Origin of the sequence: Brevundimonas diminuta (assembly GCF_022654015.1) — a bacterium.
In the GTDB taxonomy this organism is placed as follows: Bacteria; Pseudomonadota; Alphaproteobacteria; order Caulobacterales; family Caulobacteraceae; genus Brevundimonas; species Brevundimonas diminuta_C.
This window is the reverse complement of sequence record NZ_CP073063.1, coordinates 574809-597136: the sequence shown is the minus strand read 5'-3', so window position 1 is coordinate 597136 and position 22328 is coordinate 574809. Positions and strand designations below refer to the sequence as shown.

General features: G+C 67.4%; 21 protein-coding genes. 9 read left to right on the top strand and 12 right to left on the bottom strand.

All coding sequences use genetic code 11. The features are described 5' to 3' along the window. Positions 1-231: 231 nt before the first annotated feature. Together rdgB and hemW are read left to right on the top strand one after the other, a co-directional pair. The gene (rdgB, locus tag KAK88_RS02845; protein WP_242077796.1) at positions 232-834 is read left to right on the top strand and encodes an RdgB/HAM1 family non-canonical purine NTP pyrophosphatase; all 603 of its coding nucleotides are present in this window, start codon (positions 232-234) and stop codon (positions 832-834) included. After that, complete coding sequence (hemW, locus tag KAK88_RS02840) at positions 827-1987, top strand: radical SAM family heme chaperone HemW (protein ID WP_242077795.1); 1161 nt, start codon at positions 827-829, stop codon at positions 1985-1987. Before rdgB ends, hemW begins: the two co-directional genes overlap by 8 nt. Here hemW and KAK88_RS02835 read toward each other — a convergent pair. Beyond that, positions 1984-3639, bottom strand: coding sequence for a GNAT family N-acetyltransferase (locus KAK88_RS02835; protein ID WP_242077794.1), 1656 nt, complete (start codon positions 3637-3639; stop codon positions 1984-1986). The two genes, hemW and KAK88_RS02835, sit on opposite strands and share 4 nt — an antisense overlap. Positions 3640-3792: 153 nt before the next feature. Between KAK88_RS02835 and KAK88_RS02830 the strand changes: the two genes are divergently transcribed. Next, entirely contained in the window at positions 3793-4284 is a 492-nt protein-coding gene (locus tag KAK88_RS02830) for a hypothetical protein (protein ID WP_242077793.1), read from the top strand. Positions 4285-4426: 142 nt separating this feature from the next. Here the strand turns inward: KAK88_RS02830 and KAK88_RS02825 are convergent, their stop codons facing one another. Continuing rightward, entirely contained in the window at positions 4427-4681 is a 255-nt protein-coding gene (locus KAK88_RS02825; protein ID WP_039243891.1) for a GlsB/YeaQ/YmgE family stress response membrane protein, read from the bottom strand. A 188-nt stretch (positions 4682-4869) separates the two neighbouring features. Between KAK88_RS02825 and KAK88_RS02820 the strand changes: the two genes are divergently transcribed. The 3 genes from KAK88_RS02820 (at position 4870) to KAK88_RS02810 (ending at position 6734) form a co-directional block, all read left to right on the top strand. Continuing rightward, the gene (locus KAK88_RS02820; protein ID WP_372342831.1) at positions 4870-5250 is read left to right on the top strand and encodes a helix-turn-helix domain-containing protein; all 381 of its coding nucleotides are present in this window, start codon (positions 4870-4872) and stop codon (positions 5248-5250) included. Between the two features lie 53 nt (positions 5251-5303). Next, positions 5304-6089 (top strand): histidinol-phosphatase, encoded by a 786-nt coding sequence (gene hisN, locus KAK88_RS02815; protein ID WP_242077792.1) that lies wholly within the window; start codon positions 5304-5306, stop codon positions 6087-6089. A gap of 75 nt (positions 6090-6164) precedes the next feature. Next, positions 6165-6734: a hypothetical protein gene (locus KAK88_RS02810; protein ID WP_242077791.1), complete on the top strand. Its 570-nt coding sequence runs from the start codon at positions 6165-6167 to the stop codon at positions 6732-6734. A gap of 4 nt (positions 6735-6738) precedes the next feature. On the opposite strand, the gene KAK88_RS02805 is transcribed toward KAK88_RS02810, so the two are convergent. The 3 genes from KAK88_RS02805 to KAK88_RS02795 all read right to left on the bottom strand — a co-directional run bounded on the left by KAK88_RS02805 (position 6739) and on the right by KAK88_RS02795 (position 9592). Next, positions 6739-7773, bottom strand: a complete 1035-nt coding sequence (locus KAK88_RS02805) for an alpha/beta fold hydrolase (RefSeq protein ID WP_242077790.1) — start codon at positions 7771-7773, stop codon at positions 6739-6741. Further along, positions 7770-8690 (bottom strand): class I SAM-dependent methyltransferase, encoded by a 921-nt coding sequence (locus KAK88_RS02800; RefSeq protein ID WP_242077789.1) that lies wholly within the window; start codon positions 8688-8690, stop codon positions 7770-7772. The genes KAK88_RS02805 and KAK88_RS02800 overlap by 4 nt, the downstream gene beginning before the upstream one ends. A 95-nt stretch (positions 8691-8785) precedes the next feature. After that, a complete protein-coding gene (locus tag KAK88_RS02795; RefSeq protein WP_242077788.1) occupies positions 8786-9592 on the bottom strand; it encodes a class I SAM-dependent methyltransferase in 807 nt (268 codons plus the stop codon). A gap of 271 nt (positions 9593-9863) precedes the next feature. On the opposite strand from KAK88_RS02795, the gene KAK88_RS02790 reads away from it, so the two are divergent. Further along, positions 9864-10343, top strand: a complete 480-nt coding sequence (locus KAK88_RS02790) for an Hsp20 family protein (RefSeq protein ID WP_242077787.1) — start codon at positions 9864-9866, stop codon at positions 10341-10343. Positions 10344-10392: 49 nt separating this feature from the next. On the opposite strand, the gene KAK88_RS02785 is transcribed toward KAK88_RS02790, so the two are convergent. Together KAK88_RS02785 and KAK88_RS02780 are read right to left on the bottom strand one after the other, a co-directional pair. Next, on the bottom strand, positions 10393-10869 hold the full coding sequence (locus KAK88_RS02785; protein WP_242077786.1) for an RNA pyrophosphohydrolase: 477 nt from the start codon (positions 10867-10869) through the stop codon (positions 10393-10395). Further along, positions 10869-12059, bottom strand: coding sequence for a divergent polysaccharide deacetylase family protein (locus KAK88_RS02780; protein WP_242077785.1), 1191 nt, complete (start codon positions 12057-12059; stop codon positions 10869-10871). Before KAK88_RS02780 ends, KAK88_RS02785 begins: the two co-directional genes overlap by 1 nt. Before the next feature lie 202 nt (positions 12060-12261). Here KAK88_RS02780 and ppc point away from each other — a divergent pair, with 202 nt between their 5' ends. Beyond that, a complete protein-coding gene (ppc, locus tag KAK88_RS02775; RefSeq protein WP_347265341.1) occupies positions 12262-14961 on the top strand; it encodes a phosphoenolpyruvate carboxylase in 2700 nt (899 codons plus the stop codon). Here ppc and KAK88_RS02770 read toward each other — a convergent pair whose 3' ends face one another. Continuing rightward, complete coding sequence (locus KAK88_RS02770; RefSeq protein ID WP_242077784.1) at positions 14962-15927, bottom strand: magnesium and cobalt transport protein CorA; 966 nt, start codon at positions 15925-15927, stop codon at positions 14962-14964. It abuts the gene before it with no gap. Positions 15928-16101: 174 nt separating this feature from the next. After that, positions 16102-18288 carry a M3 family metallopeptidase gene (locus KAK88_RS02765; RefSeq protein WP_242077783.1) on the bottom strand — a complete coding sequence of 729 codons (2187 nt, stop codon included), beginning with the start codon at positions 18286-18288 and terminating at the stop codon, positions 16102-16104. Between the two features lie 129 nt (positions 18289-18417). Here KAK88_RS02765 and KAK88_RS02760 point away from each other — a divergent pair, with 129 nt between their 5' ends. Next, positions 18418-19275 carry a glutamate racemase gene (locus KAK88_RS02760; RefSeq protein WP_242077782.1) on the top strand — a complete coding sequence of 286 codons (858 nt, stop codon included), beginning with the start codon at positions 18418-18420 and terminating at the stop codon, positions 19273-19275. A gap of 4 nt (positions 19276-19279) precedes the next feature. On the opposite strand, the gene KAK88_RS02755 is transcribed toward KAK88_RS02760, so the two are convergent. The 3 genes from KAK88_RS02755 to lysA form a co-directional block, all read right to left on the bottom strand. Beyond that, positions 19280-20269, bottom strand: a complete 990-nt coding sequence (locus KAK88_RS02755; protein ID WP_242077781.1) for a cation diffusion facilitator family transporter — start codon at positions 20267-20269, stop codon at positions 19280-19282. Positions 20270-20347: 78 nt separating this feature from the next. After that, positions 20348-21004, bottom strand: coding sequence for a hypothetical protein (locus KAK88_RS02750; protein ID WP_242077780.1), 657 nt, complete (start codon positions 21002-21004; stop codon positions 20348-20350). A gap of 49 nt (positions 21005-21053) precedes the next feature. Further along, positions 21054-22328 carry a diaminopimelate decarboxylase gene (lysA, locus tag KAK88_RS02745; RefSeq protein WP_242077779.1) on the bottom strand — a complete coding sequence of 425 codons (1275 nt, stop codon included), beginning with the start codon at positions 22326-22328 and terminating at the stop codon, positions 21054-21056.

Genomic DNA, 22328 nt, shown 5'->3' with positions numbered 1-22328 from the left:
ATCGAGGTGTTCATCGTATGCATTGTGGTTCTCCGTCTTTCTTGTTTGGGCGATTATCGCCGTTTTGGATTTGTTAGCCGCATGATCATTCCCGGTTTTCCGGAAATCCTGAACGCTGCGACCTCGTTCCTGACGATCAATAGATAGGCCGTGCGGGCGAAAAAGGCACGTTACATATCGTTTAACGATATTAAACTTTGGCAATAGACTGTTTCAGGAGCGTGATCGACGATGAATCTCAAGCTTATCAAGGGGATGCGGATCGTCGTGGCGACGCATAACGCCGGCAAGGTTCCCGAAATCTCGGCGCTGCTGGGCGGAAGTTACGAACTCGTCACCGCCGGTCAGCTGAATCTGCCCGAACCCGACGAAACGGAAAGCACCTTCACCGGCAACGCCATGCTGAAGGCGCGCCACGCGGCCGAACTGTCGGGCGAGGTTTCGCTGGCCGACGATTCCGGTCTGTCGGTCGCCGCGCTGGATGGCGCGCCGGGCATCTTCTCTGCGCGCTGGGCCGGGCCGGGCAAGGATTTCGCCGTCGCCATGAAGAAGGTCGAGGAACGGCTGGAAGAGATCGGCGCGACGGACCGCACCGCCTGGTTCACCTCGGCCCTGGCGGTCGCGTGGCCGGACGGCCCCTGTGTGGTGGTCCAGGGCGAGGTTCACGGCCAGCTAACCTTCCCCCCACGCGGCGATCGGGGGTTCGGCTACGACCCGCTCTTCATTCCGAATGGCGGCGATCAGACCTTCGGCGAGATGGAGCCGGCGGCCAAGGACGCCATCAGCCACCGCACCGTCGCCTTCGCCAAGCTGAGAGCCGCCCTGATTGACTGATCCGCTTGATCCGGGTTCGGACGTCGGCCTCTACGTCCACTGGCCCTATTGCGCGCGCATCTGCCCCTACTGCGATTTCAACGTCGTGCGCGATCGCGGGCGCACCGAGGAACAGGCCGGGCTGGTCGAGGCGATCCTGACCGATCTGCGCGCCCAGAGGGCTCTGACAGGCCCGCGACGGCTGGCCTCGATCTTCTTCGGCGGCGGCACGCCGTCGCTGATGGCGCCCGACGCCGTCGCGCGGATCGTGGCGGCGGCCCGCGACCTGTTCCCGCCCGCCGGCGACATCGAGATCACGCTGGAGGCCAATCCCACGGACGCCGAGGCCGGTCGGTTCGCCACCCTGGCCGACGCCGGGATCAACCGCCTGTCGATGGGGGTTCAGGCGCTGGACGACGCCGCCCTGCGTTTTCTGGGTCGCGACCATTCGGCGGCCGAGGCCCTGCGCGCGGTCGATCTGGCCCGAGGCGCCTTCGACCGACTGTCCATCGACCTGATCTACGCTCGCCCGAACCAGACGCCTGAAGATTGGGCCGCCGAACTGACGGCGGCGCTGGCGCTGGGGTTCGAACACGTCTCGCCCTATCAGCTGACCATAGAGCCGACGACTGCCTTTGGTCGGGCCTTCGCACGCGGAACCCTGACCCCGCCGGACGAGGACCGGGCCGCCTCCCTCTACGAAACCACCCAGGATGTCCTCTCGGCCGCCGGCTTCGACGCCTATGAGGTGTCCAACCACGCGCGCGGTCCCGCCGCCCGATCAGCGCACAATCTGCATGTGTGGCGCGGCGGCGACTATCTGGGTGTCGGCCCCGGCGCCCATGGCCGGCTGACGCTGAACGGCGTCAGGACCGCGACCGTCACCCACCGCCGCATCGCCGACTATGTGGCGGGCGTCTCGGACCGCACGCCCTGGTCCGAGCGCGACGCCCAGACTGCGGCCGACGCCGCCGAGGAACGGCTGCTGCTGGCCTTGCGCACCACCGAAGGCGCGCCTGCCGCCCTGCTGTCGGCGCTCGGCCTGTCGCCTGAAGGCGCGCCGGTCGCGGACCTGATCGGCGATGGATTCCTGACGCTTAAGGCCGACCGACTGATCGCCACCGAGCGCGGCCGTCCGGTGCTGGACGGCGTGCTGAAGGCGCTGCTGACCTAGGCCTTCTTCAGCCCCAGCATCCCCAACCAGCCGCCGCTCGTCAGCAGAGCGACATCCAGCAGGGCTAATGGCAAGGGCGTGGAAACGGGCGCCGCGATGAAGCGCGAGCGCCAGTCCGGGCCGAACTTGGCCTTGTAGCTGCGCAGACCCTGGAAGCCGTAGAGCGCCCCGCCCTCTTCGAACACCAGGGCGCCGACGCGGGCGAAGACCGGGGCGATGCGACGATCCTCCAGCCCGGCCAGCGGCGCCATGCCCAGGTCGAAGCTGGCCAAGCCCTCCGCCTTGGCCCACTGGGCGCAGCGGATGAACAGATAGTCCATCACCCCATGCGGCGCGTCCGGCCGATGGCGCATCAGATCCACCGCCGCCTCGTCGGGCGAAGTCAGCAGATTGGCGAAGGCGACGATGCGGCCGCCCTCCTTGACCACCGCCAGCGGCGTCAGGTCCAGGTAGTCGATGTCGAAGCGCCCTAGGGAGAAGGATTTCTCCGAGCCCTCGTGCATGGCCAGCCAGGCGTCCGAAATCTCGCGCAGTTCGTCCGCGATCGCTGCGGCCGAACCGGGCGGCAGAACCTCGAACGAGGAGCCTTCACGCTCGGCGCGATTGATGGCCGTGCGAAGGTTCTGCTTGCCCTTGCCCTCGATGGAGAAGCGGTGGGCGTCGATCACAGCCGTTTCGCCAACCTTGCGCACCGCCAGCCCCATGGTCGCCAGATCGCCCAGCACCTCTTCGCTGACCGAATAGAAGACCGCCGCCCCGCCATAGCTGTCGGCCATCTCGGCAAAGGACCATAGCAACTCCAGCCGTTCGCTCTTCAGCCCCGCCGGTTCGCCCATGGCGATCCAGCGCCGTCCCCGCACGCGATAGGCCAGGAAGCTGGAACCCGACGGGCTGAACATCAGCGCCTTGTCGCCCAGCATGGCCAGCCAGGCCTCGGGCGTGGCCGTGTCGGCGGTCTGCAGCGCTTGCAGCGCGCGGTCGATGTCAGCCTTGTTGGCCGGACCGTGACTATGGGCGCCGGGCGAGCTCAGCAACGAGCGCCCGGCCACCACCAGCGTCAGGATCGCCAGAACCAGCCCGGCCCGCAGGAAGCCGGACGCCTGGCGATCGCTGAGGAAGCGCCACCACAGCTCGTCATTATAGGCCACGTCGCGATAGGCGAAGAAGCCTAGCCACAGCATGGCCGCCACCACCGCCGTCAGCAGCAGCAGCCAACTGGGCCGCAGCGGCTCGCTGAGACGCGAGCGCCGATTGAAGGCCGTGCGGCACGGCGCCAGAAGCGCGGCGACGACCAGCAAATCCGTCGCCTGTTCCCAATCCAGACCCTTCAGCACCGAAAACACCGCTCCGGCCGCCAGGACCAGCAGGGCCGCCCAATAGGCGCCGCGCCGACGCCGCCAAAGACCGGCCGACAAGAGCAAAAGAAGGAAACCGGCGATGCTGCCGACGAAGTGCGACAGGTCGATCAGGATCGGAGAGACGACGCCCGTCAGCTGGCGCAACCGACTGTCGAACTCGGGCGTCACCGCAGAGGCTAGCATCAGCGCGCCTGCGCCGAAGGCCAGCACCGCAAAGATCTGGGGCGTCAGCTCGAAGGCCAGACCCGCCAGTCGGCGGAGCAGACCGGATGTGTGCCGGGGGCGGCTGGACAAGCGTGGCCTCTCGAATCGCGGATCGCCCGAACATAGACCAAGAATCGTCCAACCGGGGCGCTGCCAAGGTCATTTCGGGGCATACGAAACAATCCGTAACAGAGGGAGTATATAGGGGTGCGGGCGTCGGGTCCGCGTAACTGGGGATGACCCATGAATATCAAGACCGTTCTTCTGGCTGGCGCTGCAGCCGCCTTCATGACCGCCGCGCCGGCTCTGGCGCAAGAAACCACGCCCGCTCCCGCCGCCGCGCCTGCCGCGGCCGCCTCGTCGCAGCAATCGCTGTCGCTGAACCCCGGATCGAGCGTTTCCGGTCCTGACGGCGAGCTGGGCAAGCTGGAAGGCGTTCAGAACAATGCCGAGGGCAAGCAGGAGCTCACCGTTCGCGGCGCCGACGGCCAGCTTCGCGCCGTTCCGCTGAGCGGCATCCGTCAGGAAGGAACCGGCGTCGTGGTGGCCTACACTAAGGCCGAGTTCGACGCCGCCGCTCCGATCGCCGGCGCTCCTGCGGCCCCTGCCGCTGATCCGGCCGCCGCTACCGCGCCGACAGCGGAGCCTGCGGCTGAACCGACCGATCCGGCGACCACCGAACCGGCGACCCCGGCTCCGGACAGCGCCACGCCGGCTCCGACCGAGCCGCAATAAGACAGTCTCCTCAGGCTGAATGACCAAGGGCGGCCGGGTTTCCCGGCCGCCCTTTCGTCTGTCCGCAACCTGCGGCGAAAACGGCGCAGCAAAAAGGGCGGCTCGTGAGAGCCGCCCTTTTCCTTATCTACCTACCGTCGGATCAAGCGCGACGCTTGACCAGTCCCAGAAGGAACAGCAGCAGGCAGGCGCCCAGGAACGCCACGATCAGGGTGACGAAGTTGAAGCCGCCAACCGGCGTACCGAAGACGTTGTTCGAGATGAAGCCGCCGAGCAGAGCGCCGATGACGCCGACGATCAGGTTCGTCAGCAGGCCGTGATTGCGACCCATGACCTTCTCAGCGAGCCAGCCGGCGACGATGCCGATGACGAGCCAACCAATGATTCCGAGACCCATGCTGTGGTTCCTTCCTTTAAAAGCCAAGCTGTTGCAGTAAATGCGGCTCGGGCCATACGGTTGCGTGCTCGTTCCCACCTCGCCGCAATAAGGCCGAATTCGCCCGAGACGCGATCCGGCACGGCGATTGCCGTGATCGACGTGTGTCGTCCCGCATCGGGACAGACGTTGAGACGAGGATCACCGTCATGGCCGACGACATCGACCTTCATCTGGGCCGCCGCCTGCGCCGCCGTCGCCGCCTGCTGGGCCTAACCCAGCAGCAGTTGGCCGTTCAGGTCGGCATCCGCTTTCAGCAGATCCAGAAGTACGAATGCGGCGCCAACCGCATCTCCGCCGCGCGCCTGTGGCAGTTGGCCGAGGCGCTGGAGACGCCCGTCGCCTATTTCTACGATGGTCTGGCCGAGGCGATGGAGGCCGACGCCCCGCCGCCCAAGGGCGGCGAAGTCTTTTCGCGCAAGGAAACGCTGGATCTGATCCAGGCCTATTATCAGCTGGACGAACGGCCTCGCCGGCGTTTGCTGGATCTGGCCAAGTCCCTGCACGCGGGTGACGCGGCCGCCGCCTGATCGGCTCGTCTCAAGGGGCGCCCATGCCGGCGAAAGCGCGGTAAGGGAGGCCCATGACCGAATACGAAGCCTTCGCCATCGAACTGGCGCGCGAAGCCGCGCGCGTGAGCCTGCCCTTCTTCCGCTCGGACATCGGGCATGAGGACAAGGGCGGCGCGGCCGGCTTCGATCCCGTTACAGAGGCCGACAAACAGGCCGAGGCCGCCATCCGCCGCCTGATCGCCGCCCGCTATCCCGACCACGGCGTCATCGGCGAGGAGTATGGCGAGGATCGGCCGGACGCCGAGCACGTCTGGGTGCTGGACCCCATCGACGGCACCCGCGCCTTCATCTCGGGCCTACCGCTGTGGACCACGCTGATCGCCCTGCGCACCGGCGGAAAGCCGACAGTGGGAGTCATCGCCCAGCCCTATCTGGACGAAATCTTTATCGGCGGCCCGTCCGGTGCGCGCCTGTTGCGCGGCAATGGCGAGACGCCGCTGGCCGTGCGGTCCTGCGAGAAGTTGACCGACGCCGTCATCTCGACCACGGACCCCGACATCTTCAACGGGGCCGAACTGGGCGCCTGGACCCAGGTGCGTGCGACCGCCCGCCTGGCGCGCTTGGGCTGCGACGCCTACGCCTACGCCATGGTGGCGGCGGGCAAGATGGATCTGGTCGCCGAGACCAGTTTGAAGCCGTGGGACTGGTCCGCCCTTGTGCCCGTCATCGAGGCGGCGGGCGGCAAGGTCGTGAACTGGCGCGGCGCAGCGCCGGACGACAGGGGCCAGGTCCTCGCCGTCGGCGACGCGCGCCTGATCGACCAAGCCTTGGTAACGCTGAAACGCGCGGCCGCATGAACCTTCAACCTGGCGCATATTGACGCAGGTCGAGAGACGGCGTCAGGGTGCGGACGGTTGAGGGGACGGATTTCGATGGCTGGGCTGTCCAAACTGGTTGTCGGCGTCGATGTGCCCTGGGTCACCAGCTGGAGCGGCGAGGAGATTACGGGCGCCGCGCCGTGCCGAACTGTCGGCGGCCGTCTCGCCTTGATGCAGGCCAGCGCGCCCGGCAGTGGCAAGCCGCAATATTCGAAGAACCATCTGGTCCGACAGCGCCTGACAGTCGCGCGCATGCTGTGTCCGATGTGCGGCGAGCCGACCGAGGACGGAGATCGCTGGACCCAGATCGCCGCGCGACGGTGCGCCGGTCAGCTCAGGGCGCGCGGCGGTCAGGTTCGCGCCGACATCGCCGACGACCGGGTGATGATCGACGCCGGCTCGATCGCGCCCCTGCACCGCCGCTGCATCGACCGCTCGATGAAATACTGCCCGCACCTGCGCGCCAGCGACGACGTGATGGTGATGCGCTTCCCGCGCGAGTGGATCGTTCTGCCCCTGCTGATCAAGGCCGAGACCGGCCCCGGCGTCGCTGTCGCCTTCCTGCAGCTATGCGGCGTCACCCAGACGATCGACCGACGCTGGCGCGCCGAAACCGCCGCCTGATCGATCAACCCGCCGTTACGTCCGCCGTCCTCGCCGACGGATCGGTGACCGCGTCCGCCGCAGGCGCGACCATATCGGCCATGGCGTCGAACTCGTTCAGGAAGACGGCGCGCAGGTCGTCGGCCTCCATGATGACCTCATGCTTGGCGCCGGCGACCTCGACGTAGCGGCCGCGCGGGATGCGTTTGGCGGCCCATTGGTTGGTCTGTTTCCACACCACGTCATCGGCGCTGGCCTGGACGATCACGACCGGCGCCTTGACCGCCTTCAAGGCCTTGGGCTTCAGCGCGCGCTCGCCGGCGTCGAGCGCAAAGGCCAGCCAGCCGTAGGTCGGACCACCGATGGCCAGGTGCGGGCAGGCGTAGAGCTGCTGTCGCCACATCTCATAGCGGGTCTCGTCCGAGGTCAGGGCGTCTTCGGCGAAGTTGTGGTCGAAGGGATCGTCGGGGTCGCCCAGGATATAGTCACCCGCCTGGCCGTGGCGGATATTCCAGCGCACCACCAGCTTGACCGACCACATCGACCGTTTGCCGGTCTTGATGCGCAGCATGGGGCTGGACAGAACCGCGCCGGCGAACCGGTCCTCGCCGCTTTCCAGCGACAGCAGGTTCAGGCAAGCGCCCATGGAGTGACCGACCATGATCCAGGGCTTGGGGCACTGGTCCTCATAGGCGTTCAGCAGGCGGTTGTAGTCGTCCAGAAACTCCTCGACCGCACGGGCGTGCCCCTTCAGCCGATCCGGCAAGAGCCGCGCCGACAGCCCCTGGCCGCGCCAGTCGTGGGTCAGCACGCACCAGCCGCGCGCCAGGAAGTTGCCGATCACCTCATAGTATTTCTCGATCGGCTCGGTGCGGCCGGGGCTTAGCACCACGGTGCCGCGCACCTTGTCCGCAGCGAGATGCGACGGCTTCCACAGACCGGCGCGCAGGCGCATTCCGCCCGCGCCGCGAAACCAGTCGCCCTTTCCGCCGGGCGGCGGATAGGCGCCGGGAACCCCCATCAGCGGGGCATTGGCGGCGAAGGCTTGGGCGCGGTTCACTCGGGCTTCCTGAACTTCAAGGTCATGCGATCGCTCTCGCCGATCGCGTCATATTTGGAGCGGTCGAAGGCGGGGTCCGCCGGTTCGCCGCGCGGCGCCGTCAGGCGCGTGGGCGCCAATGTGTCGACGCCGAACGGGTGGTCCTTGGTGTCTTCCGGATTGGCGTTGATCTCGGACGCCTCGACGAAGACGAAGCCCGCCTCGGCCGCCAACTGGCGTACGAAGGCTTCCTGCACATAGCCGTTGGCCGCGACCGGATCCTGATCCTCCGCCGGGGACAGTCGATGTTGCTCGACGCCCAGGATGCCGCCGGGGCGAAGGGCGGCGAAGGCGTCGGCGAAGGCCTTTTCCGCAATGCCCGCCGCCATCCAGCCATGCAGGGTCCGCATGAACAGGCACATCTCGGCCGTGCCCGCCGCGATCACCGGTCCGGACGCCGCGCCGAAGACTGAAAACTGCGGCTCGCCATAGAGCTTCTTGTCGCTGGAGAACCGCGTGCGGAAGGCGGTGTTCAGCACGGCCTGCGCCGGATCGGCGGTCGGTCCCTCGGGGAACAGGGCGGCGACATAGGTGCCCGCCCCCTTGGCCAGATAGGGGGCCAGGATTTCGGTGTACCAGCCGCTGCCGGGCCAGAACTCGACCACCGTCATCTTCGGCTGCAGGCCGAAGAAGCGCAGCGTCTCCATCGGATGGCGGAAGGCGTCGCGCGCCTTGTCCTGGGCCGAGCGCCACGGTCCCTCGACCGCCCATTCCAGCGAGCCTTCCGGCGGCCCGGCCGGCGTGGGCGGCGCGGCGGGCGCCTTTGCGGCCTCGTCCTTGCGCCCGCAAGCCGCCACGCCGGTCAGTCCCAGCGCCGCAGCGCCGCTCAGCAGGAACCGACGCGACAATCCGCTCGCGCTCGCCAGACGATCAGCCATTCAAAACCTCCGCAGGACGCCGGGACCCGCGTCCGACGCACCCTGACGCCTTGGGCTTAATCGGGTTCGCAGGTCCGGTCAAAACGCAAGACAGCCTATTCGGGCTTGCGGAAACGTAGGGTCATCCGATCGCTCTCGCCGATGGCGTCGAAGGCGGCGCGTTCCTCGGGCGTCAGGGTGCGGCCCGACGGGTCGTTGCGCGCGGCCGACTGGCGGATCGGCGGCAGGGTCCAGACCCCGAACGGATGATCGTGGTCGTCCTTGGGATTGGCGTTCAGCTCGCTGCGCGCCTCCAGCACGAAGCCGGCGTTGCGCGCCTCATGGATTACAAAGCTCTCGGGCACATAGCCGGTGGAGGCGACGTCAGCGACATTCAGACCCTCCGCGCTGCGGTGCTGTTCGACGGCCAGCACGCCGCCGGGCTTCAAGGCCTTAAAGAAGGCCTGCAGATACGGCTGGGTCCGGCCGTCGCGCGACCAGTTGTGGAAGGCGCGGGCCACCAGGATGAAGTCGGCGGTTCCATCCGCCACGCCCATGCTTTCCAGCGGGCGATTGACCGGCACATAACGCCCGCCGGTCGCCGCCGCATAGGGTTCGAGGATGTGCCGCCACCAGCTGGCGCCGCCCGGCTCGATCTCCACAACCGTCATGCCCGGCGTCAGCCCCCAGAAGGTCAGGGATTCATACGGATGACGATAGACGTCGCGCGCCCGGTCAGCGGCGGGTCGCGTCTCGGCGGCGATGGCGGCCTGCAAAGCCGTGTCGTCGGAGAAGGTCGGCATGGCGCTGGACAGGGCCGAACGCGGCGGCGTCCACGCGCCCTGGGTCTGGGGCGACTGTTGGGCCAGGGCGGGGGCGGCGGACAGCAGGACGGCGGCGAGGCCGTAGACGGCAAGGCGCATGATCGAGGGCTCCATGTTCAGGTCGTTCTCCATAGGCAGGCAGGCCGTCCGCGCAAATGAACTTCGCGAGACACAGGCGGATTTGACGCAAGCAAAATCGTGCGGGCGACGCCCTTGACGCCGTTTCGCCGGTTCCCATCTTGGCTTTCGAGGACGCCGATTTCGGGTTCTCCAGACTGACGGCGCCGGTTTCGGGTCGTCGATCTGATCTCTCACCGTCCGGGCCAAAACGCCGGGCGGCTCAACCTTGCTGATCCTCAGGAGGATGCTGATGCGTACCTATGATTTCACCCCGCTGTACCGTTCGGCCGTCGGCTTCGACCGTCTGGCCAATCTGTTGGAAAACGCCTCGCGCGCGACCAGCCAGGACACGGGTTATCCCCCCTACAACATCGAGACCACGGGCGAGAACGCCTATCGCATCGAGATCGCCGTCGCCGGCTTCAGCCGCGACGAGCTGAATATCGAGGTGAAGGAAAACCTGCTCACCGTGACCGGCCGCAAGACCGCCAACGACGATACGGCGACGCAGAAGACCTATCTGCATCGCGGCCTGGCCGAGCGCGATTTCGAGCGCCGCTTCCAGCTGGCCGACTATGTCGTTGTCAACGACGCCAACCTAGTCAACGGTCTGCTGTCGATCTCGTTGAAGCGCGAGCTGCCCGAGGCGCTGAAGCCCCGCCGTATCGAGATCGGCGCAGGCCAGCCGCTGATCGAAGGCCAGGCCGAGAAGAAGGCCGAAGCGGCCTAAGCCGCTTCAAGGCGAACTATCAAAGGGCGGCGTTCGCGCCGCCCTTTTTCTATGTCGCCAAGTGCGAGAAGGCGGCGACGACCTGTTCATAGGCCGGGCGTTTGAACGGCACGATCAGGTCACAGGCATCCGACAGCGGCCCCCAGCGCCAGGCGTCGAACTCGACCTCGTCGTCGGCCGCCAGATCGATTTCGGCTTCGTCGCCGGTGAAGCGGAAGGCGAACCACTGCTGCTTCTGACCCTTGAAACCGCGCCAGGCCTTGGCGTTGTTCATGGCTTCAGGCGGGAAGTCGTACAGGATCCAGTCGTCCGTGCGCGCCAGCAGTTCGATCGAGGTGACGCCGGTTTCCTCATGCAGTTCGCGGCGGGCGGCGGCTTCCAGATCCTCGCCCGCATCGACGCCGCCTTGCGGAAACTGCCAGTTATGCGGGCCGGGCGTGGCGTGGCGCTGGCCGTACCAGACCAGGCCTTCGCGGTTGAACAGCACGACCCCGACATTGGGCCGATAGGCGTCGAGATCGGACACTAGCGCCCCGGCCGCATCGACATGGAAGAGGCGGGCGCCAGTTGCAGGCCGCGCTGTTCCAGACCGGCGGTCCAGCGGGCGGCGGCCTCGACCGTCACCGGATAGCTGAAGCCGGCCCCCAGGGCCGAGCCGCGCAGCTTGGCCTGGGCCTCCAGACCATTCAGCGCGGCGACGATGGCGGCGGGCGACTGGGTCCGGTCGATGACGCGGTCCGCGCTGGCCCGCGCCCAGGCGCCCGGCCGACGCTGGAACGAGCCGTCGTCCAGGAAGGCGACGCCGCGCTGGCGCAGGACACTCAGGAAGGCGTTCATGCCCGTGTCAGAGCCGGCGAACCGGTCGCCCAGGTAGTTGGTCACGCCGAAATAGCCAGTGGCGCGGCTCAGCAGCCAGTCCATCTTGGCGGTCACGTCGTCGGCGCCGCCGTCGGCCAGCAGCGTATAGGGGCCGGGGTCGTTGTCGGGATAGCCGGTCGGCTCCATCGGCATTTCCAGCATGACCTCATGACCCTGTGCGCGCGCCTGATCGATCCAACCCTGCAGATTGTCGGCATAGGGCACGAAGCTGAGCGTAACCTCCGGCGGCAGGCGTTCGATGGCCGCACGGGTGGTGACGGCGTTCAAACCCAAGCCGCCGACGATCAGCGACACGCGCGGCTTGCCGTTCGGTCGGAACGGGCGAGCATAGGCCTGGGCCGGCACGCGGCCGTCGGGCGCGATCATCGGCAGGGGACCGTTGGATCCGGGTTGCGAGAGGCCAGCGATGGGAGCCTTGGCCAAGGGCGAGGCGGCGTGGACCGGCGCGGTGATGGGCGCGCCCTGACCTGAGACGCTGCCGCCGTCCGGCAGGGTGATGACGGCGTCGCCGCCTGCGGTCGGATCGGCGCCGCCCGCCAGATTTTGATACAGCCCCATCGCGCCCATGGAGAAGGCTTCGAAGCCCGCCGGGGCCGGCGCTTGCGGTGCCGGCGCGTCGCGTTCCAGCGCGACATGGGCCGAGGGCGTTCCCGCCTTGGGATCGCCCAGCACTGTCAGGAACAGGGCGCTGGCGCTGAGCAGCAGCAAGCCCGCCAGACCCGCCGCGACCGGCGGCTTCTTCAGGGCGTCGACGACAGGTTTCAAGCTCGGGCCGTCCTTGGCGCGCGGGGCGGTCCCGGCGGTGGCGGCGAGTGCGGATTGGCGTTTGGCGAACATGGGCAAGAGTGGAACCGATCTGGAATCCTACGCCCGCATCATCGCGCGCCGTCGGTTAAGAAACCCTAACGGGCGGTTCACCATGATCGACGCGGTGATTTCTGGGGGCGGCTGTCACGGATCGTGCGTTGACGTGGGCGACTTCGCCCTTCCAGATGCCGATCTCCCCGCGCCGACCCCAAGCCGTCCCAGGATATTTCAGATGATGAGCCCCGCCGCCGACGACGCCCTGCGTGACGAAGTTCGACTGCTGGGCGGCATTCTGGGCGACATCATCCGCGACGAGGGCGGTCAGGCCCTGTTCGACCATGTCGAGGCGGTGCGCCAGGCGTCAATCGCCTATCACCGCGACCCGGCCTCGCACCCCGCCAAGCGGCTTGAGAAGCTGCTGACCGCCATGTCGGTGGATCAGGCGGCCGGTCTGGCCCACGGCTTTGCCCTGTTCTCCCTCTTGGCCAATATCGCCGAAGACCGCTCGACCCGCAGGCGCGCCCAAAGCCAGGCCGAGGCCGGCGCCCGTCCCGACACGCCCGAAGGCGCGCTGAAGCGTCTGGCCGACCAGGGCGTGGATCGCGAGGCCGTACGCGCCCTGCTGGATCAGTCGCTGATCTCGCCCGTCCTGACCGCCCACCCGTCCGAGGTCCGGCGCAAGAGCGTCATCGACCGTATCGCCGCCATCACCGACCTGCTGGACGCCTGCGACAAGGCCGGCGACGCCTGCACCCTGGAGGCCATCGCCGAACCGCTGCGCCGTCAGATCGTCATCCTGTGGGCCACGCGTCTGGTCCGCACCCAGGGCCTGGTGGTGCAGGACGAGATCGACACGGTCGTCTCCTTCCTGGACCGCATCTTCCTGCACGTCGCGCCCAAGCAGTTGTCGGCCTGGCGGCGGCTGCTGGACGCGCCCGAGCTTAAGCCCTTCATGCGCGTCGGCACCTGGGTCGGCGGCGACCGCGACGGCAATCCCAACGTGGACGCCACGATCATGGCCGCCGCCTTCCGCACCCAGGCGCGGGCCGTGCTGACCTTCTATCTGGACGAGGTCCACGCCCTGGGCGCCGAACTCAGCCTCGCGGCCGAACTGGCTCAGGTGTCGCCCGAGCTTCAGGCCCTGGCCGACGCCGCCCACGATCCCTCGCCCCACCGCGCGGACGAGCCCTATCGCCGCGCCCTGACCGGCGTCTATGCCCGCCTGGCCGCCACCCACGAGAAGCTGGGCGAAGCCCCGCCGCCCCGTCGCCCGGCTGTCCAGGCCGAACCCTATCCCGGCCCCGACGCCTTCGAGTCTGATCTGAAGACGCTTCACGACAGCCTGGTGTCGCACCACGGCGGCGTCTTCGCCGACGACCGGCTCAGCGACCTGATCACGGCGGTCGAGGTGTTCGGCTTCCATATGGCGACCCTGGACATGCGCCAGAACGCCGACGTCCACGAGCGCGTCGTCGCCGACCTGCTGAAGGTCGCGGGCGTACAGTCCGATTATCTGGCGCTGGACGAGGAGGGCCGGCTGAAGGTGCTGGCCGCCGAACTGGCGTCGTCGCGCCTGCTGTTCAGCCCCTATGCCGACTATGAGCCGGAAACGCTGAAGGAGCGCGCCATCCTTCAGGCGGCGGCGACCGCCCTCGCCGCCTTCGGCCCCCAGGCGATCCGCACCCACATCGTGTCCAAGACGGACGCGGCGTCCGACCTGCTGGAAGTCTATCTGCTGCTCAAGGAGGTCGGTCTCTACCGACCCGAAGACCCCACCGCCTGCCCCATCCAGGCCGCGCCTCTGTTCGAAACCATCGAGGACCTTCGCGCCGCCCGCCCCACACTGGAGCGGCTGTTGCAGGAGCCGTCGGCCCTCGCCGTCGCCAAGGCGCGCGGGGTGCAGGAGGTGATGATCGGCTATTCGGATTCGAACAAGGACGGCTCCTACCTGACCTCGGGCTGGGAGCTGCACGAGGCCTCGCGCGCCCTGGTCGAGGTGACGCAGAAGCACGGGCTGAAGCTGCAGCTGTTCCATGGGCGCGGCGGCACGGTCGGGCGCGGCGGCGGTTCGTCCTTCGCCGGCGTCCTGGCCCAGCCGGAAGGCACGGTCCAGGGCCGCATCCGCACCACCGAACAGGGCGAGGTGATCGCCAACAAATACGGCGAACCGGAAATTGCGCTTCGCAATCTGGACGCCCTGACCTGCGGCGCCATGCTGGCCTCGCTGGGCAAGGGGACAGATCACGCCTTCACCGCCGAACATGGCGCGACCCTGTCGGACCTTTCGGCGCGTTCGATGGCCGCCTATCGCAAGCTGGTCTATGAGACCGACGGCTTCGTCGACTACTACCGCGCCGCCACCCCCATCGCCGAGATCGCCGATCTGAAGATCGGCTCGCGCCCGTCGTCGCGCACCGCCTCGACGCGGATCGAGGATCTGCGGGCCATTCCCTGGGTGTTCAGCTGGTCGCAAAGCCGGGTCATGCTGCCCGGCTGGTTCGGCTTCGGCTCGGCGGTGCAGGGCAAGGACATGGGCGAGTTGAAGGCGATGGCCGAGGCCTGGCCCTTCTTCAAGACCCTGGTCCAGAACATGGAGATGGTCATGGCCAAGTCCGATATGACCATCGCCCGCCGCTACGCCACCCTGGTCCCCGATGCGTCGCTGGCGTCTCGCATCTATGGCGAAATCCGCGAGGAGTGGCAGCGCACTCACGACGCCATCCTGGCAATCACCGGCCATGACGCCCTCTTGGGCGGTCAGCCCGAGCTGGACCGACTGATCCGGCTGCGGATGCCCTATGTCGAGCCGCTGAACCACGTCCAGATCGAGCTGATCCGCCGCCGCCGCGCAGGCGACGACGACCCCCGCGTCCGCGAGGGCATTCTTCTGGCCATCAACGGCGTGGCGGCGGGGTTGAGGAACAGCGGCTGACTACAGCCACTTCGTCCGTTTGAACGTCACATACAGCGCCGCGCAAATGGCCGCGATCACGACCAGAACCGCATAGTATCCGTATTCCCAGCGCAGCTCGGGCATGTGTTCGAAGTTCATGCCGTAGATGCCGGCGATGGCAGTCGGCACGGCCAGAATAGCGGCCCAGGCGGCGAGTTTGCGGGTGATCAGGCCCTGGCGTTGCTGCTCCAGCAGATTGGCGACCTCGAACACCGACGACAGGATGTCGTTCAAGCCCCCCAGCCGGCTGTTCACCCGCCGCACGTGGTCGCCGACGTCGCGGAAATAGGGCCGAACGTCCGGATCGATACAGGGCAGGTCCAGCGACTGAAGCCGTCCCAGCACCTCTTCCATCGGCCCCAGGATGCGCCGGAACTTCAGCAGCTCGCGGCGCAGGGTGAACAGCCGGCGGATTTCCAGCCGCGACAGGAAGGCGTCCAGCGTCCGCTGTTCCATCTCCAGAACGCTGTCCTCGACATCGTCGACGATGGGAGCATAGGCGTCGACGATGAAGTCCAGAATGCCATGCAGAACGAAGTCCGGACCCTTCTTCAGCTGCAGGGGCGAGGCTTCCAGCTGTGTACGCAGATGGTTGTGGGCGCGAGCCGAGCCGTGCCGGATGCTGACCACATGGTCGTCGCCGACGAAGACGTGCGTTTCGCCATAGGCCAGCCGGTCATCGATCTTCATCGCCGTGCGCGCCACGACGAACAGTTCGCGGCCATAGACCTCGACCTTGGGCATCTGGTGCGCCGCCAGGGCGTCCTCGACCGCCAGCGGATGCAGCTTGAACCGATCGACCAGGATCTCGATCTCGGCGTCCGTGGGATCGTAAAGGCCGATCCAGACGAACTCACCCGGCTTCAACGCCAGCCCCTCGGGCGTCAGCGGCGCCTCACGCACGCGCTGACCGTCGCGATAGACGTAGGAGGCGACGACGGTCATGCGGGGTTCCGGGATCTGCGCGGGTCTCGACCTGCTCTAGGCCAGGTTTCAGCCAAACGAAACGGCCGGCGGATCGCTCCGCCGGCCGTCAGCTCATTCAGTCACCAATCGGCCTCAGGTCACATGACGGCGATAGCTCACCGCCCTCAAGTAGGCCGAAGGCCGGTAGGGCGCTTAGGAAACAGGGAAGCCCCGGACCTTCAGCAGGGCCGCCACGTCCGGGTCGCGACCGCGGAAGGCGCGATAGGCTTCGGCGCGATCGGTGGTGTTGCCCGGCGCCAGCATGATCGACTTGAAGCGGCCGGCGATGTCCGGATTGAACACGTCGCCCGACTCTTCGAAATAGGCCCAGGTGTCGGCGTCCATCGTCTCGGACCACAGATAGCTGTAGTAGCCCGCCGAATAGGCGTCCGACGTGAACAGGTGATTGAACTGCGGCAGGCGGTGCCGCATCACGATCTCCTTGGGCATGCCAATCCGCGCCAGGCTGGCCTTTTCGAACGCGTCGATGTCGGTCGGCGGCACGGCCTGCGTGTGCAAATCCATGTCCACGATGGCCGAGGACAGATAGCTGACGGTCGCATAGCCCTGGTTGAAGGTGGCTGCGGCCTCGATCTTGTTGACCAGTTCGGCCGGCATGGCCGCGCCCGTCTGATAGTGCTTCAGATAGCCGTCCAGGATCGGGCGGCTCAGCACCCAGTGCTCGTGCACCTGCGACGGATATTCCACGAAGTCGCGCGGCGTATTGCCGTACGACGGATAGGTCACCACCGACGACAGATAGTGCAGGGCGTGGCCGAACTCGTGGAACAGGGTCTCGGCGTCGTCCAGCGAGATCAGCACGGGCTCGCCCGGCTCCGGCTTGGTGAAATTGTTGTTGTTCGAGGCCAGGATGACCTTGGAGCCGTCCAGCTGCGAGAACGACCGATAGGTGGTCATCCAGGCGCCCGAACGCTTGCCGGGGCGGGCGTAATCGTCGGTGTAGTAGAGACCGATCAGGCGGCCGTCCCGGCTCTTATCATAGACCTCATAGGCCTCGACGTCCGGCTCGAAGGTCGGCACCGACCCCTTGGGCAGCTTCTTGAACTGGAAGCCGTAAAGGCGCTCGGCCATGGCGAAGGAGCCGGCGCGGACCGCGTTCAGCTCGAAGTAGGGCTTCAGCTGGTTCTGATCCAGGTCGTACTTGGCCTTACGCACCTTCTCGGCGAAGTAGAGGTAGTCCCATGGCTCGATGTCGAAGCCGGCGATCGCCTTCATGTCGGCGACTTCCTCGGCGACGCGGGCCTTGGCCGGCGCCCAGACGCGGTCCATCAGGGCCTGAGCATTGGCCGGGGTCTTGGCCATCGTGTCCTGCATGCGCAGTTCGGCGTGGTTGCGATAGCCCAGCAGCTTGGCGCGTTGGTCGCGCAGCTTCACGATCTCGGCGATGGTCGCGTTGGTGTCGTTGGCGTCGCCGTTGTCGCCGCGATTGACGAACTTCTTCCAGACCTGCTCGCGCAGGGCCCGATCGTCGGCGAAGGTCAGGAAGGGATCGACCGCCGATCGCGTGTTCAGGATCGCCCAGCCCTGCAGATTGCGGCTGCGCGCCGCGCTGGCGGCGGCCGCCTTGTTGGAGTCCGGCAGGCCTCGCACGCCCGCCTCGTTGGGGATCAGCGTCCAGGCGTTCTCATCGGCGACAACCTTCTGGCCGAAGCGGGTGAAGGCGTTGGACAGGGCGGTGTTGATCCGGCCCAGCTCGGCCTTGCCGGCCGCGTCCAGATTGGCGCCCGAACGGATGAAGGCGTCGCGGCGACGCTCGGCCAGACGCTTCTGTTGGGCGCTGAGGCCCGCCGCGTCCGCGGTGTCGGCGACGGCCTTGACCCGCTGGAACAGCTTCTCGTTGAAGGTGATCTCGTCGGAAGCCGCGGACAGCAGCGGCGACAGCTCGGTGTCGACCGCGTCATAGGCTTCGCCGCCGATGTTGGAGGTCATAACGCCATACACATTGGACGCCCGGTCCAGCGGCTCGCCGGCCAGCTCCAGCGCCGCCATGGTGTTGGCGAAGGTCGGGGCCTCGGGGTTGTTGGCGATGGCGGCGATATCGGCGCGTTGCAGTTCGATGCCTTCCAGCATGGCTTCGCGCAGCTTGGCCGGCGTCACCTTGTCGAAGGGCGGAACGCCGTCATACTTCCCGGTCCAGGCCTGCAGCAGCTCGGCGCGCGGCGTCTGGCGGGGCAGGACGGCGCGGGCGATGCGCGCTTCCTCGGCGACGCTGGCGGCGGACGGCGCCGCAGCAGACCCGCCCGAGGTCGCGCCCGTGGAAGCGCAGGCCGACAGGGCCATCAGGCTGCCGCCCGCGATGAGAAGCTGGCGTCTATGCATGGAATGCTCCGAAACAAGATCATGGTTGCGATACACTTAGGCGCACGGATCGCCCCCGTCACCTGACGCGGGGATAAACTTGTCGCCAATCCGGTTGGATACGTCGTCGCACTGTTCTAAAGCCGGGCCATGGCTATTGGCGTTTTCGACTCCGGCGTGGGCGGCCTGACCGTCCACCGCGAACTGACCCGACGCTTCCCCCAGCGGGACTTCGTGTATCTGGCCGATCAGGCCCACGCCCCCTACGGCGGGCGCGGCGGCGAAGACATCGTCGAACTGACGAAAACCGGTTGCGAGCGTCTGTTCGATGCCGGCGCCTCCGTCGTCGTCCTGGCCTGCAACACCGCCAGCGCCATCGCGCTTCGCCGCCTGCAACAGACCTGGATGCCAGGTCTGCGCGAGCGTCTGGGCCGCCCGGTCAACATCCTGGGCATCATCGTCCCGACCATCGAGGCGGCGACCGGCAAGCCCTGGAGCTTCGAGGCCGAGCGCCCGCAGGAGGGCGAAAAGGTCGCCTCCATCGACATCACCGGCGTCTTCTGCACCGCCGCCACCGCCATCAGCCGCGTCTATGAGATCGAGATCGACAAGCGGCGCGAGGACATCGCCGTCTTCTCTGAACCCTGCCCCGGCCTGGCGGGTCTGATCGAACTGGGCGCGCCGCCGGAGGAGCTGAAGGTGGTGATCGACGACCACGTCGATGCGCTGCGTCGCCGCATCGGCCGCCACCCGGACAAAGCCATCCTGGGCTGCACCCACTATGAGATCGTCGCCGAACTGTTCGCCCAGGCCCTGCCGGCCGGCACCGTTCTGATCGAACAGCCGACGGCGGTGGCGGATGCGCTGGAGCGCTATTTCAAGGCGCACCCCGAATACGATCTGGGCGACAGCGGGCGTCGCGACTTCCTGACCACCGGCCAGGCCGGGCCGCAGTCGGAACTGGTGTCCCAGTTCTGGGGCGCGCCGGTGACGTTCGAACAGGCCTGATAGCTCAGCAGCCCGGGCAATCCGGCAGCGGCTCGGTCTCCAGCTGCAATGTCGTGTGGCCGATGGCGTAGCGCTTCGCCACGGCCTGGGCCTCGCAGATCAGGGCCGCCGTGTCGGCGCGGTCGTGCACCAGGTGGGCGGTCAGCGCCGTCTCGGTCGTCGACAGTCCCCAGACGTGCAGATCGTGCACGGCTCGCACGCCCGGCAGGCCGACCAGCGCCTGTTCCAGAGCCGGCACGTCCACGCCCGTCGGGGCGCCGTCCATGGCCAGATTGACCGAGTCCTTCAGCAGGCCCCAGGTCGACCACAGGATCACGACGACGATCACCAGGCTGACCAGCGGATCGACCACCGACCAGCCGGTCATCATGATCAGCCCGCCGGCCAGCACCACGCCCAGCGACACGCCCGCGTCGGCCATCATGTGCAGATAGGCGCCGCGCGCATTCAGGTCGTGTTGCGACCTCATGAACAGCAGCGCGGTGCCCAGGTTGATGACGAAGCCGATGCCCGCGACCGCCATGATGACGCCCGACCCGACCGGGGCGGGCTCGTTGAACCGCCGCACGGCCTCGAACGCGATGGCCCCGCAGGCGAAGATCAGCAGCAGCGCATTGGCAAGCGCCGCCAGCACCGTCGCCTTGCCGAAACCATAGGTGCGCCGACCGCCCGCCGCCCCATGTGCGCCGCGCCGCGCCAGCCAGGCCGCGCCGCCCGCCATGGCCAGACCCAGCACGTCTGACAGATTATGCCCGGCGTCGGCCAGCAGAGCGGTCGAATCCGCGATCAGCCCCGCGCCGAACTCGCACGCGACGAAGGCCAGATTGACCACCAGGCCGACGGCATAGCGCCAGTCGCCGGTGTCCACCGGACCGTGGCTATGGCCGACGTGGCCGTGGCTGTGTCCGTGGTGACTGTGAGAATGCCCATGGCCGTGATCCGCATGATCGTGGTCATGCCGGTGGCTGGGGCTGTGGTCGTGCGCGGCGTTCATGGCTCGCCTATACGCCCTCTGGTGAAACAGCCAAGCCGCTACATGATAACGCATTGAATGTTATCATGTAATATCGCCTCAGTGTTGGTGCATGGCGACAACGAGGCCGAGAGCGATCAAAGCCACGCCCAGCACCGCCCCCTCATATCGCGCCCATCGCTCCAGCCGCAGGATCGAGGCGCCGGCGCTGGCCAGGGCCGTGAAGACCGCCATGCCGGCGATCGTCCCCGCCGCGAACACCACCGTCAGCAGCGCCAGGGCGCCAAGACCCGCCGAGGCCGAAGACAAATAGATGGGCAGCAGAACTTCGCCCGGCGAGACCGCCATCATGGCGACCAGACCGAGGAAGGCGGCCTTGTCGGACACGGCCGGCTCGGGCGTCTCGACCGCAGGACCACCGGCCATGGCCGGGCGCTTCAGGGTCGCGCGCGCCAGATAGAAGGCGCCGAACAGGAACAGCAGCACCGCCGCCAAGTGGGGCAGAACGCCTTGGATCCACTGATCCAACGCCAGACCCGCCGCCACGATCAGAGCGCCGACCACCGCCGTCGTGGCGATATGGGCCAGGCCCGCGACCGTCACCGCCATCAGGATCCGCGACGGCCGCCAGCCTTGCGCCCGTCCCACCAGGGTGAAGGGCAGCCAATGGGTCGGCAGAGCCGCATGCAGAAAGGCCGCAACGAAGCCGCCGCCCAGCAGGGAAAGCATGACGGACTGTTCGGGACCGGGAGACATGATCGGCCCTATAGCGTGTTACTTTATAACAGTCGAGAAGAATCGGCGATCAAAGCCAATCGGCGAACGGCTCGCGATCCAACATCTCTTCATAGGTCGGGCGTGGCCGGATCACGGCCCACTGATCGCCATCCACCAACACCTCGGGGATCAAGGGCCGGCTGTTGTATTCGCTGGACATCACCGCGCCGTAAGCCCCGGCGCCGGTGAAGACGATCAGGTCCTCGGCCTCCAGCGGCGGCAGCGCGCGGTCGCGCGCGAAGGTGTCGCCCGTCTCGCACACCGGCCCGACCACATCATAGGACGTCGCCCCGCCCCCGCGCGGATTGACCGGCTGGATGTCGTGGAAGGCGTCGTACAGCGCCGGCCGCATCAGGTCGTTCATCGCCGCGTCCAGCACCAGAAAGCGCCGTCCGTCCGAGCGTTCGTTGACCTGGATCACCTGGCTGAGCAGCACACCGGCGTTGGCGGCCAGCAGCCGGCCCGGCTCGAACGCCGCCTCGACATCCAGCCCGTTCAGAACCCGGGCGGCCATGGCGACATATTCGGCCGGCGATGGCGGCTCGGTCCCGCCGGAATAGGGCACGCCCAGCCCGCCTCCCAAATCCAGCCGGGTCACGGCATGACCCTGCGCCCGCAGTTTGCGCGTCATGTCCGCCAAGACCTCGAAGGCGGCCTTCAGCGGCTTAAGGTCGGTGATCTGGCTGCCGATGTGGCAGGCCAGTCCGACGGGCGTGACATGGGGCGAGGCCGAGGCGCGGGCATAGAGATCCATCGCCTCCTCAACCGGCACGCCGAACTTGTCGCCCTTGCCGCCCGTGGTGATCTTGGCGTGACCGCCGGCGCCCACGTTCGGATTGACCCGAACGGCGATGGCGGGCGACGCGTCCATCATGGCCGCGACGGTGATCAGCCGATCCAGCTCGGCGCCGGATTCGACGTTGATCTGACGCACGCCGACGCTGATGGCGAAGGCCATTTCCACATCGGTCTTGCCGACGCCGGAGAAGATGATCCGGTCGGACGGCACCCCGGCGGCCAAAGCGCGGCGAATTTCGCCCTCGGAGACGGTGTCCGCGCCGGACCCCAGTTTCGCCAGGGTCGCCAACACCGACAGGTTGGAGTTGGCCTTGACCGCAAAGGCGATCAGGGCCTCGCCCAGAGCGTCCCGATGCGCATCTGCGGCGGCGCGCAGCAGGCCGTAATGCCGCTTCAGCGTCGCGGTGGAATAGACATAGGCCGGCGTGCCGACCTCGTCCGCGATCAGCTCCAGCGGCACGCCCTCGGCATGGAGGGCGCCGTCCTTCAGGTCGAAATGGTGCAA